This window comes from Phyllobacterium sp. A18/5-2, from assembly GCF_025452215.1.
Classification (GTDB): domain Bacteria; phylum Pseudomonadota; class Alphaproteobacteria; order Rhizobiales; family Rhizobiaceae; genus Phyllobacterium; species Phyllobacterium sophorae.
On sequence record NZ_CP104966.1, the window covers coordinates 1,493,911 to 1,509,713 of the forward strand.

At 58.8% G+C, this 15,803-nt stretch carries 15 protein-coding genes and 4 pseudogenes; 15 read left to right on the forward strand and 4 right to left on the reverse strand.

Features of this window, described 5'->3' with window-relative positions; genetic code table 11:
• Positions 1-2 precede the first annotated feature (2 nt).
• The 5 genes and pseudogenes from N8E89_RS07470 (at position 3) to N8E89_RS07490 (ending at position 3,512) form a co-directional block, all read left to right on the forward strand.
• Entirely contained in the window at positions 3-410 is a 408-nt protein-coding gene (locus tag N8E89_RS07470) for a VOC family protein (RefSeq protein ID WP_106662299.1), read from the forward strand.
• A complete protein-coding gene (gene rdgB, locus N8E89_RS07475; protein WP_106662300.1) occupies positions 407-1,066 on the forward strand; it encodes an RdgB/HAM1 family non-canonical purine NTP pyrophosphatase in 660 nt (219 codons plus the stop codon). The genes N8E89_RS07470 and rdgB overlap by 4 nt, the downstream gene beginning before the upstream one ends.
• Positions 1,050-2,213, forward strand: a pseudogene (gene hemW, locus N8E89_RS07480) (radical SAM family heme chaperone HemW). The gene rdgB and the pseudogene hemW overlap by 17 nt, the downstream one beginning before the upstream one ends.
• A pseudogene (gene rsmI, locus N8E89_RS07485) lies at positions 2,185-3,139 on the forward strand (16S rRNA (cytidine(1402)-2'-O)-methyltransferase). The pseudogenes hemW and rsmI overlap by 29 nt, the downstream one beginning before the upstream one ends.
• A gap of 7 nt (positions 3,140-3,146) precedes the next feature.
• Complete coding sequence (locus tag N8E89_RS07490) at positions 3,147-3,512, forward strand: YraN family protein (RefSeq protein ID WP_106662302.1); 366 nt, start codon at positions 3,147-3,149, stop codon at positions 3,510-3,512.
• 238 nt (positions 3,513-3,750) lie between these two features.
• On the opposite strand, the gene N8E89_RS07500 is transcribed toward N8E89_RS07490, so the two are convergent.
• The gene (locus tag N8E89_RS07500; protein ID WP_106662303.1) at positions 3,751-4,023 is read right to left on the reverse strand and encodes a hypothetical protein; all 273 of its coding nucleotides are present in this window, start codon (positions 4,021-4,023) and stop codon (positions 3,751-3,753) included.
• A 90-nt stretch (positions 4,024-4,113) separates the two neighbouring features.
• On the opposite strand from N8E89_RS07500, the pseudogene cysG reads away from it, so the two are divergent.
• From cysG to N8E89_RS07535, 7 genes and pseudogenes are all read left to right on the forward strand, one after another.
• Positions 4,114-5,566: pseudogene (gene cysG, locus N8E89_RS07505) on the forward strand (siroheme synthase CysG).
• 18 nt (positions 5,567-5,584) lie between these two features.
• Positions 5,585-5,899, forward strand: coding sequence for a DUF2849 domain-containing protein (locus N8E89_RS07510; protein ID WP_106662305.1), 315 nt, complete (start codon positions 5,585-5,587; stop codon positions 5,897-5,899).
• A 20-nt stretch (positions 5,900-5,919) separates the two neighbouring features.
• Positions 5,920-7,590 carry a nitrite/sulfite reductase gene (locus N8E89_RS07515; RefSeq protein WP_262261619.1) on the forward strand — a complete coding sequence of 557 codons (1,671 nt, stop codon included), beginning with the start codon at positions 5,920-5,922 and terminating at the stop codon, positions 7,588-7,590.
• The gene (locus N8E89_RS07520) at positions 7,580-8,335 is read left to right on the forward strand and encodes a phosphoadenylyl-sulfate reductase (RefSeq protein WP_106662307.1); all 756 of its coding nucleotides are present in this window, start codon (positions 7,580-7,582) and stop codon (positions 8,333-8,335) included. The genes N8E89_RS07515 and N8E89_RS07520 overlap by 11 nt, the downstream gene beginning before the upstream one ends.
• 5 nt (positions 8,336-8,340) lie before the next feature.
• A complete protein-coding gene (locus tag N8E89_RS07525; RefSeq protein WP_410010363.1) occupies positions 8,341-8,868 on the forward strand; it encodes a DUF934 domain-containing protein in 528 nt (175 codons plus the stop codon).
• Positions 8,869-8,908: 40 nt separating this feature from the next.
• Positions 8,909-9,934 (forward strand): NAD(P)/FAD-dependent oxidoreductase, encoded by a 1,026-nt coding sequence (locus N8E89_RS07530; RefSeq protein ID WP_106662309.1) that lies wholly within the window; start codon positions 8,909-8,911, stop codon positions 9,932-9,934.
• Positions 9,935-9,966: 32 nt separating this feature from the next.
• Complete coding sequence (locus N8E89_RS07535; protein ID WP_262261862.1) at positions 9,967-10,293, forward strand: 2Fe-2S iron-sulfur cluster-binding protein; 327 nt, start codon at positions 9,967-9,969, stop codon at positions 10,291-10,293.
• A gap of 70 nt (positions 10,294-10,363) precedes the next feature.
• Here the strand turns inward: N8E89_RS07535 and N8E89_RS07540 are convergent, their stop codons facing one another.
• Positions 10,364-10,927 (reverse strand): L,D-transpeptidase, encoded by a 564-nt coding sequence (locus tag N8E89_RS07540; protein ID WP_106662311.1) that lies wholly within the window; start codon positions 10,925-10,927, stop codon positions 10,364-10,366.
• 159 nt (positions 10,928-11,086) lie between these two features.
• The gene (locus N8E89_RS07545) at positions 11,087-12,025 is read right to left on the reverse strand and encodes a nucleoside hydrolase (protein ID WP_106662312.1); all 939 of its coding nucleotides are present in this window, start codon (positions 12,023-12,025) and stop codon (positions 11,087-11,089) included.
• A 147-nt stretch (positions 12,026-12,172) separates the two neighbouring features.
• On the opposite strand from N8E89_RS07545, the gene N8E89_RS07550 reads away from it, so the two are divergent.
• Both N8E89_RS07550 and N8E89_RS07555 read left to right on the forward strand, forming a co-directional pair.
• A complete protein-coding gene (locus N8E89_RS07550; protein ID WP_106662313.1) occupies positions 12,173-12,595 on the forward strand; it encodes an Hsp20 family protein in 423 nt (140 codons plus the stop codon).
• Positions 12,596-12,651: 56 nt separating this feature from the next.
• Entirely contained in the window at positions 12,652-12,909 is a 258-nt protein-coding gene (locus N8E89_RS07555; RefSeq protein WP_100000676.1) for a BQ00720 family protein, read from the forward strand.
• A 118-nt stretch (positions 12,910-13,027) separates the two neighbouring features.
• On the opposite strand, the pseudogene pncB reads toward N8E89_RS07555, so the two are convergent.
• A pseudogene (gene pncB / locus N8E89_RS07560) lies at positions 13,028-14,336 on the reverse strand (nicotinate phosphoribosyltransferase).
• A 273-nt stretch (positions 14,337-14,609) separates the two neighbouring features.
• Between pncB and N8E89_RS07565 the strand changes: the two are divergent.
• Positions 14,610-15,785 (forward strand): efflux RND transporter periplasmic adaptor subunit, encoded by a 1,176-nt coding sequence (locus N8E89_RS07565; protein WP_106662315.1) that lies wholly within the window; start codon positions 14,610-14,612, stop codon positions 15,783-15,785.
• Positions 15,786-15,803 lie beyond the last annotated feature (18 nt).

A 15,803-nucleotide genomic window follows, 5' to 3' on the forward strand; every position in this document is an offset into this window, starting at 1 on the left:
CCATGCAGCCATCAGGAATACTGGAAACAGCGCTTTATGTGACCGATGTCGAAGTGGCTGCGCGGTTCTATGCTGGTGTGCTCGGGATGGAAGTCATCCTGCGTGCCGGCAATGAATCGGTATTCTTCCGTTGCGGGCCCGGCGTGCTTATTCTTTTCAACGTTGAAAAGTTGAAGGAAAGGCCAAAAGGCGGTCTGCCGATACCGTCCCATGGCGCGGATGGGCCGGGTCATGTGTGTTTTCGCGCGACGCGGGATGAAATTGCGGAGTGGAAATCCCATCTGGAGGCCAACGGTATCGTCATCGAGAGCGAGTTCGATTGGCCGAACGGCGCGCACTCCCTGTATTTCCGCGATCCGTCGGGAAATTCGATTGAATTTGCCGAACCACAATTATGGAATCTGAAATGAGAACGCTTCAAAAAGGCAAGTTGCTCGTCGCCAGCCACAACCAGGGCAAGATCAGGGAAATGATCGACCTGCTCGGGCCGTTCGGCTTCGAAGTGGTGTCTGCCGCTGACATGGGCCTGCCTGAACCCGAGGAGACGGGCACGACCTTCGAGGAGAACGCCTACATCAAGGCCGCTGCTGCCGCCAAGGCGACGGGTCTTGTCGCGCTTTCCGACGATTCAGGCCTATGCGTTGATGCGCTGGGCGGCAATCCGGGTGTCTACACCGCCAATTGGGCCGAACTTCCGGACGGCAAGCGTGACTTCGCTCACGGCATGCGGAAGGTCGAGAAGGCATTGCAGGAAAAGGGTGCGAGCGCACCCGGGGATCGCAGCGGCCGGTTCGTTTCGGTTATCTGCCTTGCCTGGCCCGATGGCGAAGCCAATTACTATCGCGGCGAAGTGGAAGGCGAGATCGTCTGGCCGCCACGCGGCACCGCAGGATTCGGCTACGACCCCGTATTCAGGCCGGAAGGCTACAATACAACCTTCGGCGAAATGACTGCGGAACAGAAACACGGCTGGAAGCCGGGCGACACCGATGCGCTGTCGCATCGCGCTCGTGCCTTCCAGCGCTTTGCCAAAGATTGTCTGGATGCGCATGAACCATCCCGATAAAGGCGAGTCCGGCTTTGGCGTCTACGTTCATTGGCCCTTCTGCATGGCCAAATGCCCTTACTGCGATTTCAACTCGCATGTCCGGCATCAGCCGGTGGACCAGCCGCGCTTTGCCGCAGCCTTTGCCCGCGAAATGGCGACGATGCGCGAGCGTACGGGTCAGCGCACGGTTTCCAGCATCTTCCTTGGCGGCGGTACGCCGTCACTGATGCAACCGGAGACGGTGGCTTCCATCCTCGATGAAATCGCCCGCAACTGGCACGTGCCGGATGATATCGAGATCACGCTGGAAGCCAATCCGACCAGCGTCGAGGCAGATCGTTTTCGCGGTTATCGCGCCGCGGGCGTCAACCGGGTGTCGCTTGGCGTGCAGGCGCTCAATGATCCGGATCTGCGCCGGCTCGGCCGCATGCACAGCGTCGATGAGGCACTCATTGCGATCGGACTGGCGCGCGAGATTTTCCCGCGGCTTTCCTTCGACCTTATTTATGCGCGGCCGGACCAGACCATTGAAGGCTGGCGCGATGAACTTGCCCGCGCGATCTCCTATGCCGCCGATCATTTGTCGCTGTACCAGCTGACGATCGAGGAAGGCACGCCTTTCTACAATCTGTGGAAGGCGGGGAAACTGGTGACACCCGACGGTGATCACGCGGCAGCGCTTTATGCGGAAACGCAGGATGTAACGGCGAGCCATGGCCTGCCAGCCTATGAAATTTCCAATCATGCCGCACCCGGCGCGGGTCGCAGCACAATCTCGTTTACTGGCGCTATGGCGAATATGTCGGTGTCGGTCCGGGCGCGCACGGACGCTTCATTGAAAATGGGACGCGCGCAGTAACCATCACCGAGCGTCATCCCAGAATCCTGGTTGCGGCAAGTCGAAGCCGGCGGCCACGGGGTTGTCGAGGAAGAGTTCCTGAATAGAGAGCAGGAAGGCGACGAATTCCTGTTGATGGGATTGCGGCTGGCAGAGGGAATTGATCTCGCCCGCTACGAACGTCTGACTGGACACAGCGTCAAGGAAGGTAAAGTGATTTCCTTGGCGGAGCAGGGCCTTATCGAATATATCGGCAATAGCCGTATTCGCACGACGCCCGAGGGCGCCATCGTGCTCAATGCGGTCATCGCCGATCTGGCAGCATAAGGGAAAAGTTTTGTCCGAGGGAGAAGCCCCAAAAACTGCCGACAAGGAGCGGGACTATCAGATCGGCAGCGCTTCCTACCGCGCCCGCCCACTGGAGCCGGCCCTCTATATCGTGGCGACGCCGATCGGAAATCTCGGCGACATGACCCTACGCGGCATCGAAACGCTGGCAGCGGCAGACATTATCGCCTGCGAGGATACGCGTGTGAGCCGCGTTCTGCTCGACCGCTACGGCATTTCCCGCCGCCCCTACGCCTACCACGAACACAATGCCGAAATGGCGGGCCCCAAACTGATCGAGGCGCTTTTGGCGGGCAAGAGCGTCGCACTGGTTTCAGATGCGGGTACGCCGCTGGTTTCTGATCCGGGAGGCCGTCTGGTGCCTGAAGCCAAAGCCGCCGGCATAAGGGTCGTGCCCATCCCCGGCGCATCATCGGTGCTGGCCGCCCTTACAGCTTCAGGATTATTCAAGGATTCGTTTTATTTTGCCGGCTTCCTATCGTCGAAACAGGGCCAGCGCCGGGCGAAGCTCGAGCAATTGAAAACCCTTGATGCGGCGCTGGTATTCTTCGAGATCGCCAAATCGCGCGGCGGCAACGCTGGCAGACATGGTCGAAATCTTCGGCCCTGAACGCCAGGCGTCGCTGTGCCGTGAACTGACGAAGACATATGAGACTGTCGTCACCCTGCCTCTGAAGGACCTGGCAGCGGAATTCGACGGCGAGGACCGTATCCGCGGCGAAGTGGTGCTCGTTGTTGGCCCACCGCAAGAACATGAGAATGTGCCGCGCTCCGACGACGACATCGATGCGCTGCTGCGCGCCCTCGTTCTCGAAATGGCACCGGCCAAGGCAGCGGGTGAGGCCTCGCGCATGACCGGCCGGCCCAAGGGAGAACTTTATCAACGGCTTCTGGCGTTGAAATAGGCGCGAGATGAGCGAATTGGGCAAGCGCCGCAAGGCTTACCGTCGCGGCCACTCCGCAGAACATCTCGCTGCCCTTGCCCTCATACTGAAAGGCTACCGCATCGTCGGCCGCCGCTATCGCACCAAACTCGGCGAGATCGACCTGATCGCACGGCGCGGCGACACCGTTCTCATCGTCGAGGTGAAGGCGCGGGCAACGCTTGAGCAGGCGATGGACTCGGTCAATGCACTGACCATGCGCCGGATCGAGGCAGCTGCGGATCATTGGCTTGCGCGTCAGAGTGACCATACCCGTCTCTCCCTGCGCTTTGATCTCGTCGCTATCCTGCCCTGGCGCTGGCCCGTGCATGTGCAGGCGGTTTTTACCGTCTAGACAAAACTTGCACTAGGATATGGTTGAGATCCGGTCGCATTCTACAAGCGGCTTCCTTGTGCAGCATTTTGACCTGACCCTGCGCGAAATGCGCGGCGCTCCTCGACGAGCAGCATGGCATAAATGTTCTCGTCAATGATCATGCAGGCAGTCTTGTCGTCGGAGAAACCCGGATTGAAGCTGAAACCGAGAGCGGTGAAGAAGCCTTTCGACGCTTGCAGATTCTTGACCGGAAGATCTACGAGATCATGCGCATCAGGTGTCTCCGCTCCTTGTGACGGAGCCGTCCATACCGGATCGAGCGTGTCTTCGCCACGGCCAGCAACAAAGGGGCTTGCATTTTCTTGTTAACCCGATAAAAGTAGTCGTGTATTGATTTGGCTGGATGGCCGGCCAGATGCGGATGATCGAGCATGTCTCGCTTTGCCTCAAGGGGTGATGGCAAGGCGTGTGTCTCTTTGTATACGATAGAAAGAGAATCCGCTTGTTTCGGCTTTTTCAGAAATTCCATGCTCTTGACCGGGATTCGGCGCACTTCTGTTCCTTATAAACAGCTGCCGGATCATGGATAATCCCCTGAACCATCGGGATTGTCTTATTCATGTCCATCCATGCCAACCAGCTATCTGTCTTTCCAGCCTTTTTCCGCGTGCGGAATGAAGTGCTTGTGGTTGTTGGCAATGGCGAGGAAGCGCTCAACAAGGCGCGGCTCCTGGCGCAGACGAACGCGACGATACGCGTTGTTGCTGAGGAGCCCGAACCGGAATTGGCCGATTTTCTCCGTGAAGGCGGTCACGAACATCTCGTAGAAAAATTTGCTCCCAAGCATCTGACCGGCGCAAAACTGGTCTTCGTCGCCACCGGCGATGAAGACCAGGACGGGGCGGTCGCGGCTGAGGCACGCCGTCAGGGAATTCCGGTCAATGTCGTTGACCGGCCCGACCTCTGCGATTTCTTCACGCCCGCTATCGTCAATCGTGCGCCACTCGCCATCGCCATTGGTTCGGAGGGTACAGGCCCTGTCCTTACCCAGATGATCCGCGCACGCATCGACGCGGCGTTTTCGCCGCGTCTCGGTGATCTGGCGCGTCTCGCCAATGCCTATCGGCCAGTGGTCGAGAAGCTGGTGAAAAAAGGGTTTGCCGCGCCGCCTGTTCTGGCGCTCGTTTTTTTCCGGCGACGTCGCAAGCAATGTCTATAACAATGACTTGACTGGCGCCCATCAGGCTGCCGCCGGTCTGCTCGAAAGCCAGGACGAGCCAGAGGGCTATGTCTGGCTGGTTGGTGCCGGTCCCGGTGCCGAAGATCTTTTGACCCTGCGTGCCCACCGCGTGCTCATGGAAGCCGACGTCATCGTCTATGACGCGCTGGTCCCGGAGGCCGTCGTTGCCATGGGCCGCCGCGACGCGACCCGCCTTTCCGTCGGCAAGCGCAAGGGCTGCCATTCCAAGAGCCAGAGCGAGATCAACGATTTGCTCGTTGCTCTCGGCCGCGAGGGCAAGCGCGTTGTTCGCCTGAAGTCCGGCGATCCGCTGGTTTATGGCCGCGCCGGCGAGGAAATGGCCGCGCTGCGCAACGCCGGCATTGCCTTCGAGATCGTACCGGGCATCACCTCGGCCTTTGCCGCGGCTGCCGATATGCAATTGCCTCTGACTTTGCGCGGCGTGGCATCCTCCCTCGTGTTCACCACGGGTCATGACATGGCCGGTGAAGTGCTGCCCGACTGGGCGCGCCTTGCCATTTCAGGCGCAACGATCGCCGTCTATATGGGCCGCAGTGTTGCCGCTTCCGTCGCCGAGCGGCTGATGCAGGCCGGGCTTCATGCCGATACCGGCGTTGCGGTCATCGAAAACGCAGGCCGCCCCGAACGGCGCATGTTCCATGGCACGCTCAACGATTTGCCGGCGCTGGAGCAGCGCAACGATCTCGACGGTCCGGTCATGGTCGTCATCGGCGATGCTGTTGCAGGTGCCGCCATCGACAAGGCCGAGCCGCTTGCCGCACAGAACAAGAATCCCGTGGCGACCCGCCACCTTGAAACCAATGCTGCCTGAACGCGAAGGATCACGATCATGAGTGTCAAAGTTCTCACCGCAAACCGCCTGACCGATGGTGAAGCCGTATGGCTCGGCGCCAATGGCGAGTGGCTGGAACAGATCGACGGTGCGCTGATCGCCCGTCACGCCGAAGCGGTAAGCGCTCTTGAAGAGGCCGGGAAGGCAGCGATCAAGTCTAACCTCGTTATCGACGTCAATGTGATCGATGTTGAAGAGCGCGGCACAAACCTTTATCCGCTGCGCCTGCGCGAGCGCATCCGCCAGCTCGGCCCCACCATCCGTCTTGATCTCGGCAAGCAGGCTGAAAAGCCCAAAGCAACCGCCGCTTAACAGCTAAAGGCCCGCACAGAATGTATCGTTACGATGAGTTTGATCACGCGTTTGTTTCGGCCCGCGTTGAGCAGTTCAAGGATCAGGTTGAGCGCCGTCTTGCCGGCGAATTGACGGAAGACCAGTTCCGGCCGCTGCGGTTGATGAACGGCGTCTATCTACAGTTGCATGCCTATATGCTGCGCGTCGCCATCCCCTATGGCACGCTCTCCAGCCGCCAGATGCGCAAGCTCGCCCATATTGCCCGCCATTATGATCGCGGCTACGGGCATTTCACCACGCGCCAGAACCTGCAGTATAACTGGCCGGCGCTGAAGGACATGCCCAAGGTTCTTGATGAATTGGCGTCGGTCGAGATGCACGCGCTGCAGACCTCGGGCAATTGCATCCGCAATGTCACTGCCGATCACTTTGCCGGGGCTGCTGCCGACGAGGTCGCCGATCCGCGCCCCTATGCGGAAATCCTGCGTCAGTGGTCGTCGATGCATCCGGAATTTTCCTACCTGCCGCGCAAGTTCAAGATTGCCGTCACCGGCGCCGAGCGTGATCGTGCTGCGATCCAGGTGCACGATATCGGCCTGCATCTGAAGAAGAACGATGCGGGCGAACTCGGTTTCGCGGTGTATGTCGGTGGCGGTCAGGGCCGCACCCCCATGGTTGCCAAGAAGATCCGCGATTTCCTCCCCGTCGAGGATCTGCTTTCCTACACGACAGCGATCATGCGCGTTTACAATCTGAATGGCCGCCGCGACAACAAGTACAAGGCGCGTATCAAGATTCTCGTGCACGAAACCGGCACGGAAGAACTGACACGTCAGGTCGAAGCCGAATGGCAGGTGCTGAAGGAAACCGACCTGAAGCTGCCGCAGAAGGACGTCGATGCCATCGACAGCTATTTCGCGCCGCCAAGCCTGCCCGTACGTCCGGAAGGCTGGTCGGGCCTTGCGGCCGCGCGCAAGGCCGATCATTCATTCTCCACCTGGGTCGATCAGAATGTGACGCCGCACAAGAATCCAGACTACGGCGTCGTGACCATTTCTCTGAAGCCCATCGGCGGCATCCCCGGTGATGCAACCGACGCACAGATGGACCTGGTTGCCGATATCGCCGAGAAATTCTCGCAGGACGAGATCCGCGTCAGCCATGAGCAGAACCTGGTTCTGCCGCATGTGGCGATCGCCGATCTGCAAATCGTCTATGACCTTTTGCTGACCGATGGTCTTGCGACCGCCAATGCCGGGCTGATCACAGACATTATCGCTTGCCCTGGGCTCGACTATTGCGCCCTTGCCAATGCACGGTCGATTCCCGTCGCCCAGCGCATCTCGGAACGGTTCGGCAAGCCGGAGCGTCAGGCGGACATCGGCGAACTGAAGATCAAGATTTCCGGCTGCATCAATGCCTGCGGTCATCACCATGTCGGCCATATCGGCATTCTCGGTGTCGAGAAGAAGGGCGAGGAGCTGTACCAGATCTCGCTCGGCGGTTCCGGGGATGAAATCTGCACCATCGGTGACATCACAGGACGTGGTTTCTCCTCGGAAGAAATCGTCGATGCGGTTGAAACCATTGTTGACCGTTATCTCGATATCCGCACCGACAAGGAAGAGAACTTCCTTGCCACCTACCGGCGTGTGGGCGCTGCACCGTTCAAGGATGCGCTCTATAGCGAGGCTGCAAATGCTGCTTGAATTCAACGAGAAAACCGTAGCGGATGAAGCGCGCGCGCTTGAAGCCCGTTACGGCAATCTCGAACCGATGGATGTGATCGAGCTTGCCATCGATCATCTGTTCAACGAGGAAATCGCCGTGGTTTCCTCGTTCGGAGCGGAGTCGTCGGTGTTGCTGCACATGATCGCACAGATAGATCGGGCGACGCCGGTGCTTTTTCTTGAAACGGGCAAGCATTTTCCGGCAACCCTGCGCTATCGCGACCAGCTGGTCGGCGATCTCGGCCTGACGGATGTGCATGACATTCATCCGCTGAAACAGAGCCTGAAGGACGAGGACCCGTTTGGCGCCTTGTCGATGACCAACAAGGACCGCTGCTGCTACATCCGCAAGGTCGAGCCGATGGCGCGTGCCGTGGCCCCGTACCGGGCGTGGATGACCGGGCGCAAGCAGTTCCAGGCCTCGACCCGTACAGCGTTGCCGGTTTTCGAGTCGGTTGGCGAGCGTGTTCGCATCAATCCGCTGGCCCACTGGACGTCGGCCGATCTGAAGGCCTATATGACCGCGCACGAACTTCCGCCGCATCCGCTGGTTGCCGAAGGCTACCGTTCGATCGGCTGCATGCCCTGCACGCAGCCGATCAAGGATGGCGAGGACGATCGCGCCGGCCGCTGGGCTGGCACGGACAAGACCGAATGCGGTATTCATCTGACCGGTCTTACCGATCAATTGAGCAATATTTCTCTGACGGATTCTAATTTATGAGTGACATTTCCGAAAAGCCTGCAGGAGAGCTCTGGGGCCGCGAAGGCTTCCGCGAGGATCCCTATATTGCAGCTGCGGCGCTGGACGAGGCTGGCGATGCGCCGGCGGTCATTCTGCCACTGGCCGTGTGGCTCGGCCTCGAAGACGACGTGCGCAACGCCACCAATCGCAAGATTGGCGTTTCGGTGGCCCCGGGTGAAAGCATTGATCCGCTTTTGCCATTGCTCGATACCATTCCGGTGATTGCGCTGCAGTTTCCGGCCTTCAATGACGGCCGGTCCTATTCGAAAGCGGAAATGCTGAAGAGCCAGCATCAGTTCAAGGGTGAGCTGCGCGCGGTGGGCGATGTGCTGATCGACCAGGTGGCCTATATGCTGCGCACTGGCTTCGACACGCTGAAGGTTACCCATGCGGTGACGCTGACGCGCCTCGCTGATCATAATCTGCACGATACGCCGGTCTACTACCAGCCGGGCAGGGGCTCCCACTCGGCGCCCGGAACCTATAGCTGGCGCCGCGTTCCCGGCGCCTGATCCTCGATTGAATTTCACGACATTTACTGGAAAGCACCATATGTCCGACATTATTGAAACAGATGTGGTTATTGTTGGCGCGGGCCCTGTCGGCCTCTTTGCCGTTTTTGAACTCGGCTTGCTCGATCTGCGCGCGCATGTGATCGATATTCTCGACCGTCCGGGTGGCCAGTGCGCCGAACTCTATCCGGAAAAGCCGATCTACGACATTCCGGGACTTCCAGAGGTCACAGGTCAGGCGTTGACGGACAACCTCCTGAAGCAGATTGCGCCATTCGAACCGCAGTTTCATTTCTCGACGATGGTCACCGCGCTGGAGAAGCTTGAAGATGGCCGTTTCCGCGTCGAGACCGACGCGGATGAAGCGTTCATCACCAAGGTTATTGTCATTGCGGCCGGTGGCGGTTCCTTCCAGCCGAAGCGTCCGCCAGTGCCGGAAATCGAACTCTATGAAGGCACCAGCGTTCACTACGCCGTGCGCAAGATCGAAGCGTTCCGCGGGCACGATGTGGTGATTGTCGGCGGCGGCGATTCCGCACTCGACTGGACGCTCAATCTGGAGCCCGTGGCAAAGTCCGTCACCCTCGTGCACCGCCGCCCGGAATTCCGTGCCGCACCCGATAGCGTCAACAAGATGTGGGCGCTTGAAAAGGAGGGCCGTGTCAAGTTCCGCATGGGCCAGGTTGGCAGTCTCGAAGGTGCCGGCGGGCAATTGTCCAAGGTCATCCTCAAGGGTGCCGAAGGCGAGGAGGTTCTTGAAGCCGGCCGGCTGCTGCCGTTCTTCGGCCTGACCATGAAGCTCGGACCGATCGCCGATTGGGGCCTCAATCTCGATCAGAACCTGATTGCCGTCGATACCGAAAAGTTCGAAACGTCGGAGCCCGGTATATTCGCCATCGGCGATATCAACACCTATCCGGGCAAGCTGAAGCTGATTCTTTCCGGCTTCCATGAGGCCGCGCTGATGTCCCAGGCCGCAAAACGCATCGTGGCCCCTGGCGAACGCATCATTTTCCAGTATACGACGTCCTCCACCTCCCTGCAGAAGAAGCTGAAGGCGGCATAGGTAAAACCTGATGAGCTCAGAGATCCCTCTACATCCACGTCACCGATCAGCACGGCAAGCGCCATACGCTGGAAGCCCTCGAGGGTTTCCGCGTCATGGAGGTCATTCGCGATTGGGGTCTCGACATCAAGGCAGAATGCGGCGGCGCCTGCGCCTGCGGCACCTGCCATGTCTATGTCGATCAGGATTGGGCGGAAAAGCTCTACGAGCCGCAGGACGAGGAAATCGACCAGCTCGACGTGACCTTTCACGTCGAGGACAATTCCCGGCTCTCGTGCCAGCTGATCATGAGCGAGGAGCTGAACGGCCTGGAAATAACCCTGGCTCCCGATACGCAAAAGGAAAGCGTAGCGGCCTAGATCCCCACTGGCATCAGCAATGTGCGTGTCGAACCACGCACAGCAGCAATGCGGTAAAACTATTCAGCCGTCAGATCACCACGACACGTGCGCCGACCGGTACACGCGCGTACAAATCCATCACATGTTCGTTGACCATGCGGATACAGCCATTGGATACGGCGCGTCCGATAGTCCAGGGTTCGGTTGTTCCGTGGATGCGGTAATAGGTATCGCGGCCGTTCCGGTAGAGATAGAGCGCGCGGGCACCGAGAGGATTGTTTCGCCCGCCCGCTACGCCTCCGGCGTACCGCGCATATTTCTCCGGCTGGCGCCGGATCATGTTCTTGGTTGGCATCCAGCGCGGCCATTTTTCCTTGCGGCCAACTCTGGCAACGCCGTGGAAGGCGCGGCCAGCCCGCCCGACGCCTATACCGTAGCGGCGCGCGGTGAATTCGTCTTCAATCAGGTAAAGAAACCGGCCGCGCGGGTCGATTACCACTGTCCCCGGCCTATAGGATGAATCGAAGAAAACATATTGCGGCCGGTACTCCGGATCGAGGACGAAAATCTTCCGCTTGGGCCTTGCCAGCGCGGCCTTTGGTGCCAGAGCTGTTGCAAAAAGACCCATCAGAACACCGCGCCGTGTCAGCATAGCAAACCTCAAGTTTCCTGCTGTCCGCCTGCCGGACATTACTCGCCCGGGCGAATTTTGTCCGGAATTTGCTGACCGATGGTTTACGTGGGCTCAACTTTTCGTGACTTGCCCGAGCGGGTAGGTGATCCGGCGATGGCGGTTTCGGAGGGGTTCACCTCACGGCAGGCGCGATATCCGCTCGATCAGCAGATCGAAGAATTCCTCATCATTCACATCGCGAATGTAGAAGGCGTTGCTCGGACGGTCCGTCACGCCCCACCAGTCGACCACCGTCATGCCGAGCGTTAGTTCGTTGGTGGCATCGACCATTACATTGCAGCGCCTGCCGCCATAAAGCTCAGGCTTCAGCAGGTAAGCAATCACGTTCGGGTCGTGCAGCGGGCCGCCATCCCTGCCATATTTCTCCTCGTCGAACCGTTCGAAAAACTCGAGCAGAGCTACGCAGGCATCGCCCGACCTTGTTCCCATGGCGCGGAAACGGTCGACGCGCCGGGCGGTCGTCAATGCCTTGTGCGTCACGTCCAGCGGCAGGATAGCCACCGGAACACCGGACTGCAATACGATCTGTGCCGCCTGCGGATCGACATAGATATTGAACTCCGCCGTTGGCGTAATATTGCCGCCTTCGAAGAACCCGCCGCCCATCAGGACGATCTCGCGGATATGAGAGGCCAATTCCGGTGCGCGGATCAGCACATGGGCAATGTTCGTGAGAGGCCCGAGCGCGCAGAGAGTGACACTTCCTGCCTCCTCATTGCGCAGCGTCTCGATAATGAAATCGACGGCGTGCTGCGTCTGCAATGGCATTGCCGGTTCAGGCAAGTCAGGACCATCAAGCCCGGTCTTGCCATGCACATGTTCAGCCGTGATCAGGGGGCGCATCAGCGGGCGGTCCGCACCGGCAAAGACTTTGGCGTCAGAACGGCCGGCCAGCTCGCAGATTTTCCGCGCATTCAACTCGGTCAAGGCCAGCGGCACATTGCCCGCAACGGCGGTGATGCCGAGTACATCCAGTTCCGGACTGGCAAAGGCAAGAAGAATCGCCAGTGCATCATCCTGTCCCGGATCGGTATCGATTATGATTTTACGCGTCATTTCTTACTTTCTATCACCGGAAAACCGGCACTCTCTTGAACTCTGAGATTCTATCGACCATATCAAAGGACAGAAGTGAAATGCCATCAACGATCGGACAAGATCACGGGTTTTGCTTTTAGGTCGCTTCTCTCAAGGACTGCACAAATGACACGAATGACACCATTTTCAAGCCCCTTGCTGCTTGGTTTCGACTCGATGGAAAAGACGCTGGAGCGCATTGCCAAATCCGGCGACGGCTATCCGCCTTACAATATCGAGCGTATCCGCGGCAAGAATGACTGTGAACAGCTTCGAATTGTTCTCGCCGTTGCGGGTTTCTCGAACGACGATCTCGAAGTGACCACGGAAGACAATCAACTGGTCATTCGCGGCAGGCAGGCCGATGAAGGCGAGCGTGAATATTTGCATCGTGGCATAGCCGCACGTCAGTTCCAGCGCATTTTCGTTCTTGCTGATGGAATGCGTGTCAGCGCCGCCACTTTGAAGAATGGGCTTCTGTCGATCGATCTCGACCGTCCGGAACCCGAACGATTGGTCAAGCGCATCAACATCGCGGTACAGGACTGATCGTAGCTCTAACAGGACAGGGCTTGGAAAAAGACTGTCCGAACACGGAGGCTAATATGCAAAACTCTGTTCACAAGAATCTCCTGAGCGAACTCGAATTCGCGCGCCTTGGCGCCGGACAGGTCGCCTACATGCGCAAGGTCAAAACCGATGACCTCGCCCACAGTTTTCCGGCTCTTCCGCCAATGACCCCCGGTGTCGAGCTCTGGGCGCTCTTTGCCGCCAATGGCGACCCGATTGTGCTTTCGGATGAACGCGACAACGTTCTTGTCGGCGCGCAGGAACACGAACTGCGCACCGTTATGCTGCAGTAGTAAACGATCTAGACGCGGAAGATGGCAGGGCCGATGCATCCATATCGGCCTTGCCAAACCCCTTGACCTTGTCCGCGAATGCCCCGGCAGAACGGACCTATTCGGCCGGAAATTGCTTCTAGACCTTGACGGCCTGTTCCACGCGGTCCACCGCTCCAAACAACTCCAGATAACGTTTGATTTCCGCCGGATCGCCCGTGGCCTTTTTTCGGATTGTCGGAAAGCTTGACAGCCGGACGGCCATTGGCCTCACTGACCTTGCAGACAAGTGAGATCGCATTCAGGCGGTCGTTGTAACGGGGCGCGCAATCTTCGAAATCATTGGTGAGATTGGTTCCCCAACCAAAACTCATGCGCACCTTGCCTCTGAAGTGATGATAGGTCTCCTCGATCGTATCGACGTCGAGCCCATCGGAAAACACCAGAAGCTTCTGGCGCGGGTCCTTGCCCCTCGCCCGCCACCAGGCAAGAATTTTCTCTCCGCCTTCGATCGGTGGTGCGCTGTCGGGTCGAAAACCGGTCCAGTCCGCCACCCAGTCCGGGGCATCGCGCAGAAATGCGGCTGTGCCGAACGCGTCCGGCAATACGATGAGCAAATTGCCGCCATAGTAACGATTCCAGTCCTGCAGCACCTTGTAGGGTGATTTCAGCAGTTCTGCCTTTGTGGTGCTCAAGGCAGCAAGCACCATCGGCAGTTCATGCGCATTGGTGCCGAGGGCTTCCAGGTCGTTGTCCATCGCCATCAGCACATTGCTCGTGCCGGTAAAGGCTTCGCCGATGCCTTCCTTCAACGCTTCGACGCACCAGCGCTGCCAGAGGAAGGAATGGCGGCGGCGCGTGCCGAAATCGGAAATCCGGATATCGGGGAGCGCGCGCAGGCGTTCCACCTTCGCCCACATCTTGGCCTTGGCACGGGCATAGAGAACATCAAGCTCGAAGCGTCCCATCTTTTTCATGGCGGCGCGCGAGCGCAATTCGTTGATAATGGTCAGCGCCGGAATCTCCCACATGGTGGTATACATCCACGGGCCGTAGAAATTCAGCTCATACTGGCCGTCACGCCGGGTGAGCTCATATTCCGGCAGCTGGAAATTCGACAGCCATTCGAGAAAATCCGGTTCGAAAATCTGCCGCTTGCCATAGAACGTGTTACCGCCGAGCCAGATCATCTCCTTCTTGGAAAACCGGACCGTCCGGGCATGATCGAGCTGCTCGCGCAACTCCTGTTCATCGATTTCATCGGAAAGACGCACCTTGGTCGTGCGGTTGATCAGCGTGAAAGTCGCATCCACCTTCGGATAGACGCCCCATATCATCTGCAGCATCAGCAATTTGTAGAAATCCGTGTCGAGCAGGCTACGGACGATCGGATCGAGTTTCCACGTGTGGTTGAACACACGCCGTGCAATATCGGTCTTCGTCGCCATCGACTGCTTTCCTTACGAATTCTTCATCCATCATCTTGCACGGCAGAAACGCACCATCAAGCAGAGACCAGCAGATCCGGCCAAATTTGGCGATCCGTTCACCTGCGCTCACTTCCATTAAATCTTTGTAACCTCACCGAATTGTCATTAACGGAGGCATCAAAGCTCTTTATCCTGCAACCAGCACGTGTTCGCGCTGTAGCGCGCGTTAGGGTATAATCAATGTCACGCTGGCTCTGCTTTTGTTGCGGGACCGGCGTTTTGGAGTGGTATATGAAGGTCTGGAAGCAATTGGCTTTGGCGTTGGTGATTCTGGTTGCCGCTGGAGCTGGCTGGCTGTTCCTGTTTCCCGGTGCGAATGACCTTTTGAAAAAGGCGGGTATAGATCGCAATGCAACGGCAGCGACAGAACCAGCCAAGGGCCGTCAGGGGCAAAGGCGCAGCGGACAGGCGCTACCGCTGGTTGTCGTGCGCACTGCAGCGGAGTCCAAGATCAACGACCGGCTGACGGCGATCGGTACCGGTAAGGCGAAGAGTTCGGTAGCAGTCACCCCGTTCACAGCCGGCCGCTTGACCGAGATTCTCGTGGCATCCGGGACCAAAGTGAAAGACGGCGATGTGATTGCCCGCCTTGATTCCGAAGCAGAAGCCATCCTCGTCGATAAGGCGCGGGTTGCCCTGAAAGACGCACAGACCAAGCTCAGCCGCGCGGAAAGCCTGCGCTTGAGTAACACAGTATCTGCCGTTCAGCTTTCGGAAGCTGAACTGGCCGTCGACAATGCCGCTCTCAACGTTCGCGAGGCCGAACTCGCGCTGGATCGCCGTGCCATCAAAGCCCCAATCGGCGGTATTGTCGGCATCCTGCCGATCAATGCGGGTAACTACATCACGACAACGACCACGGTCGCGATGATTGATGACCGATCCGACCTCCTGGTCGATTTCTGGGTTCCGGAACGTTTTGCGCCGGCCATCACCATCGATCTGCCGGTAACGGCGACATCGATCGCCCGTCCGGGTGAAACCTTCAAGGGCGCGATCAGCGCCATCGACAACCGTGTCGATCCGGCAAGCCGCACGCTGCACGTTCAGGCCAAGATCACCAATCCGAACGATGCCTTGCGCGAAGGCATGGCATTTCAGATATCGATCGGTTTTCCCGGCGACACCTATCCTACCGTTGATCCTCTGGCCATCCAGTGGGGCACCGACGGTGCCTATGTCTGGAAGATCACCGACAATAAGGCGGCGCGCGTGCCGGTGCGTGTCGTGCAGCGCAATACTGCCTCGGTGCTGGTCGATGCGGCCATCGAGCCCGGCGATCAGATCGTTGCCGAGGGTGTGCAGTCGGTCCGGCAGGGGGAGCTTGTCCAGATTCAGGGGCAGCCAGCTCCCAAGGACAGCAGCACGAACGAAGGACCGTTGGCTTCCGCCGGCGAGCAGGGGTGACTTCCCGTGAACACGTCC

What these genes read in the sequence shown, in the direction of transcription:
- N8E89_RS07470 (WP_106662299.1), top strand. Translation starts at nt 3, where the DNA reads ATGCAGCCATCAGGAATACTGGAAACAGCGCTTTATGTGACCGATGTC.
- rdgB (WP_106662300.1), top strand. Translation starts at nt 407, where the DNA reads ATGAGAACGCTTCAAAAAGGCAAGTTGCTCGTCGCCAGCCACAACCAG.
- N8E89_RS07490 (WP_106662302.1), top strand. Translation starts at nt 3,147, where the DNA reads ATGAGCGAATTGGGCAAGCGCCGCAAGGCTTACCGTCGCGGCCACTCC.
- N8E89_RS07500 (WP_106662303.1), bottom strand. Translation starts at nt 4,023, where the DNA reads ATGGAATTTCTGAAAAAGCCGAAACAAGCGGATTCTCTTTCTATCGTA.
- N8E89_RS07510 (WP_106662305.1), top strand. Translation starts at nt 5,585, where the DNA reads ATGAGTGTCAAAGTTCTCACCGCAAACCGCCTGACCGATGGTGAAGCC.
- N8E89_RS07515 (WP_262261619.1), top strand. Translation starts at nt 5,920, where the DNA reads ATGTATCGTTACGATGAGTTTGATCACGCGTTTGTTTCGGCCCGCGTT.
- N8E89_RS07520 (WP_106662307.1), top strand. Translation starts at nt 7,580, where the DNA reads ATGCTGCTTGAATTCAACGAGAAAACCGTAGCGGATGAAGCGCGCGCG.
- N8E89_RS07530 (WP_106662309.1), top strand. Translation starts at nt 8,909, where the DNA reads ATGTCCGACATTATTGAAACAGATGTGGTTATTGTTGGCGCGGGCCCT.
- N8E89_RS07540 (WP_106662311.1), bottom strand. Translation starts at nt 10,927, where the DNA reads ATGCTGACACGGCGCGGTGTTCTGATGGGTCTTTTTGCAACAGCTCTG.
- N8E89_RS07545 (WP_106662312.1), bottom strand. Translation starts at nt 12,025, where the DNA reads ATGACGCGTAAAATCATAATCGATACCGATCCGGGACAGGATGATGCA.
- N8E89_RS07550 (WP_106662313.1), top strand. Translation starts at nt 12,173, where the DNA reads ATGACACGAATGACACCATTTTCAAGCCCCTTGCTGCTTGGTTTCGAC.
- N8E89_RS07555 (WP_100000676.1), top strand. Translation starts at nt 12,652, where the DNA reads ATGCAAAACTCTGTTCACAAGAATCTCCTGAGCGAACTCGAATTCGCG.
- N8E89_RS07565 (WP_106662315.1), top strand. Translation starts at nt 14,610, where the DNA reads ATGAAGGTCTGGAAGCAATTGGCTTTGGCGTTGGTGATTCTGGTTGCC.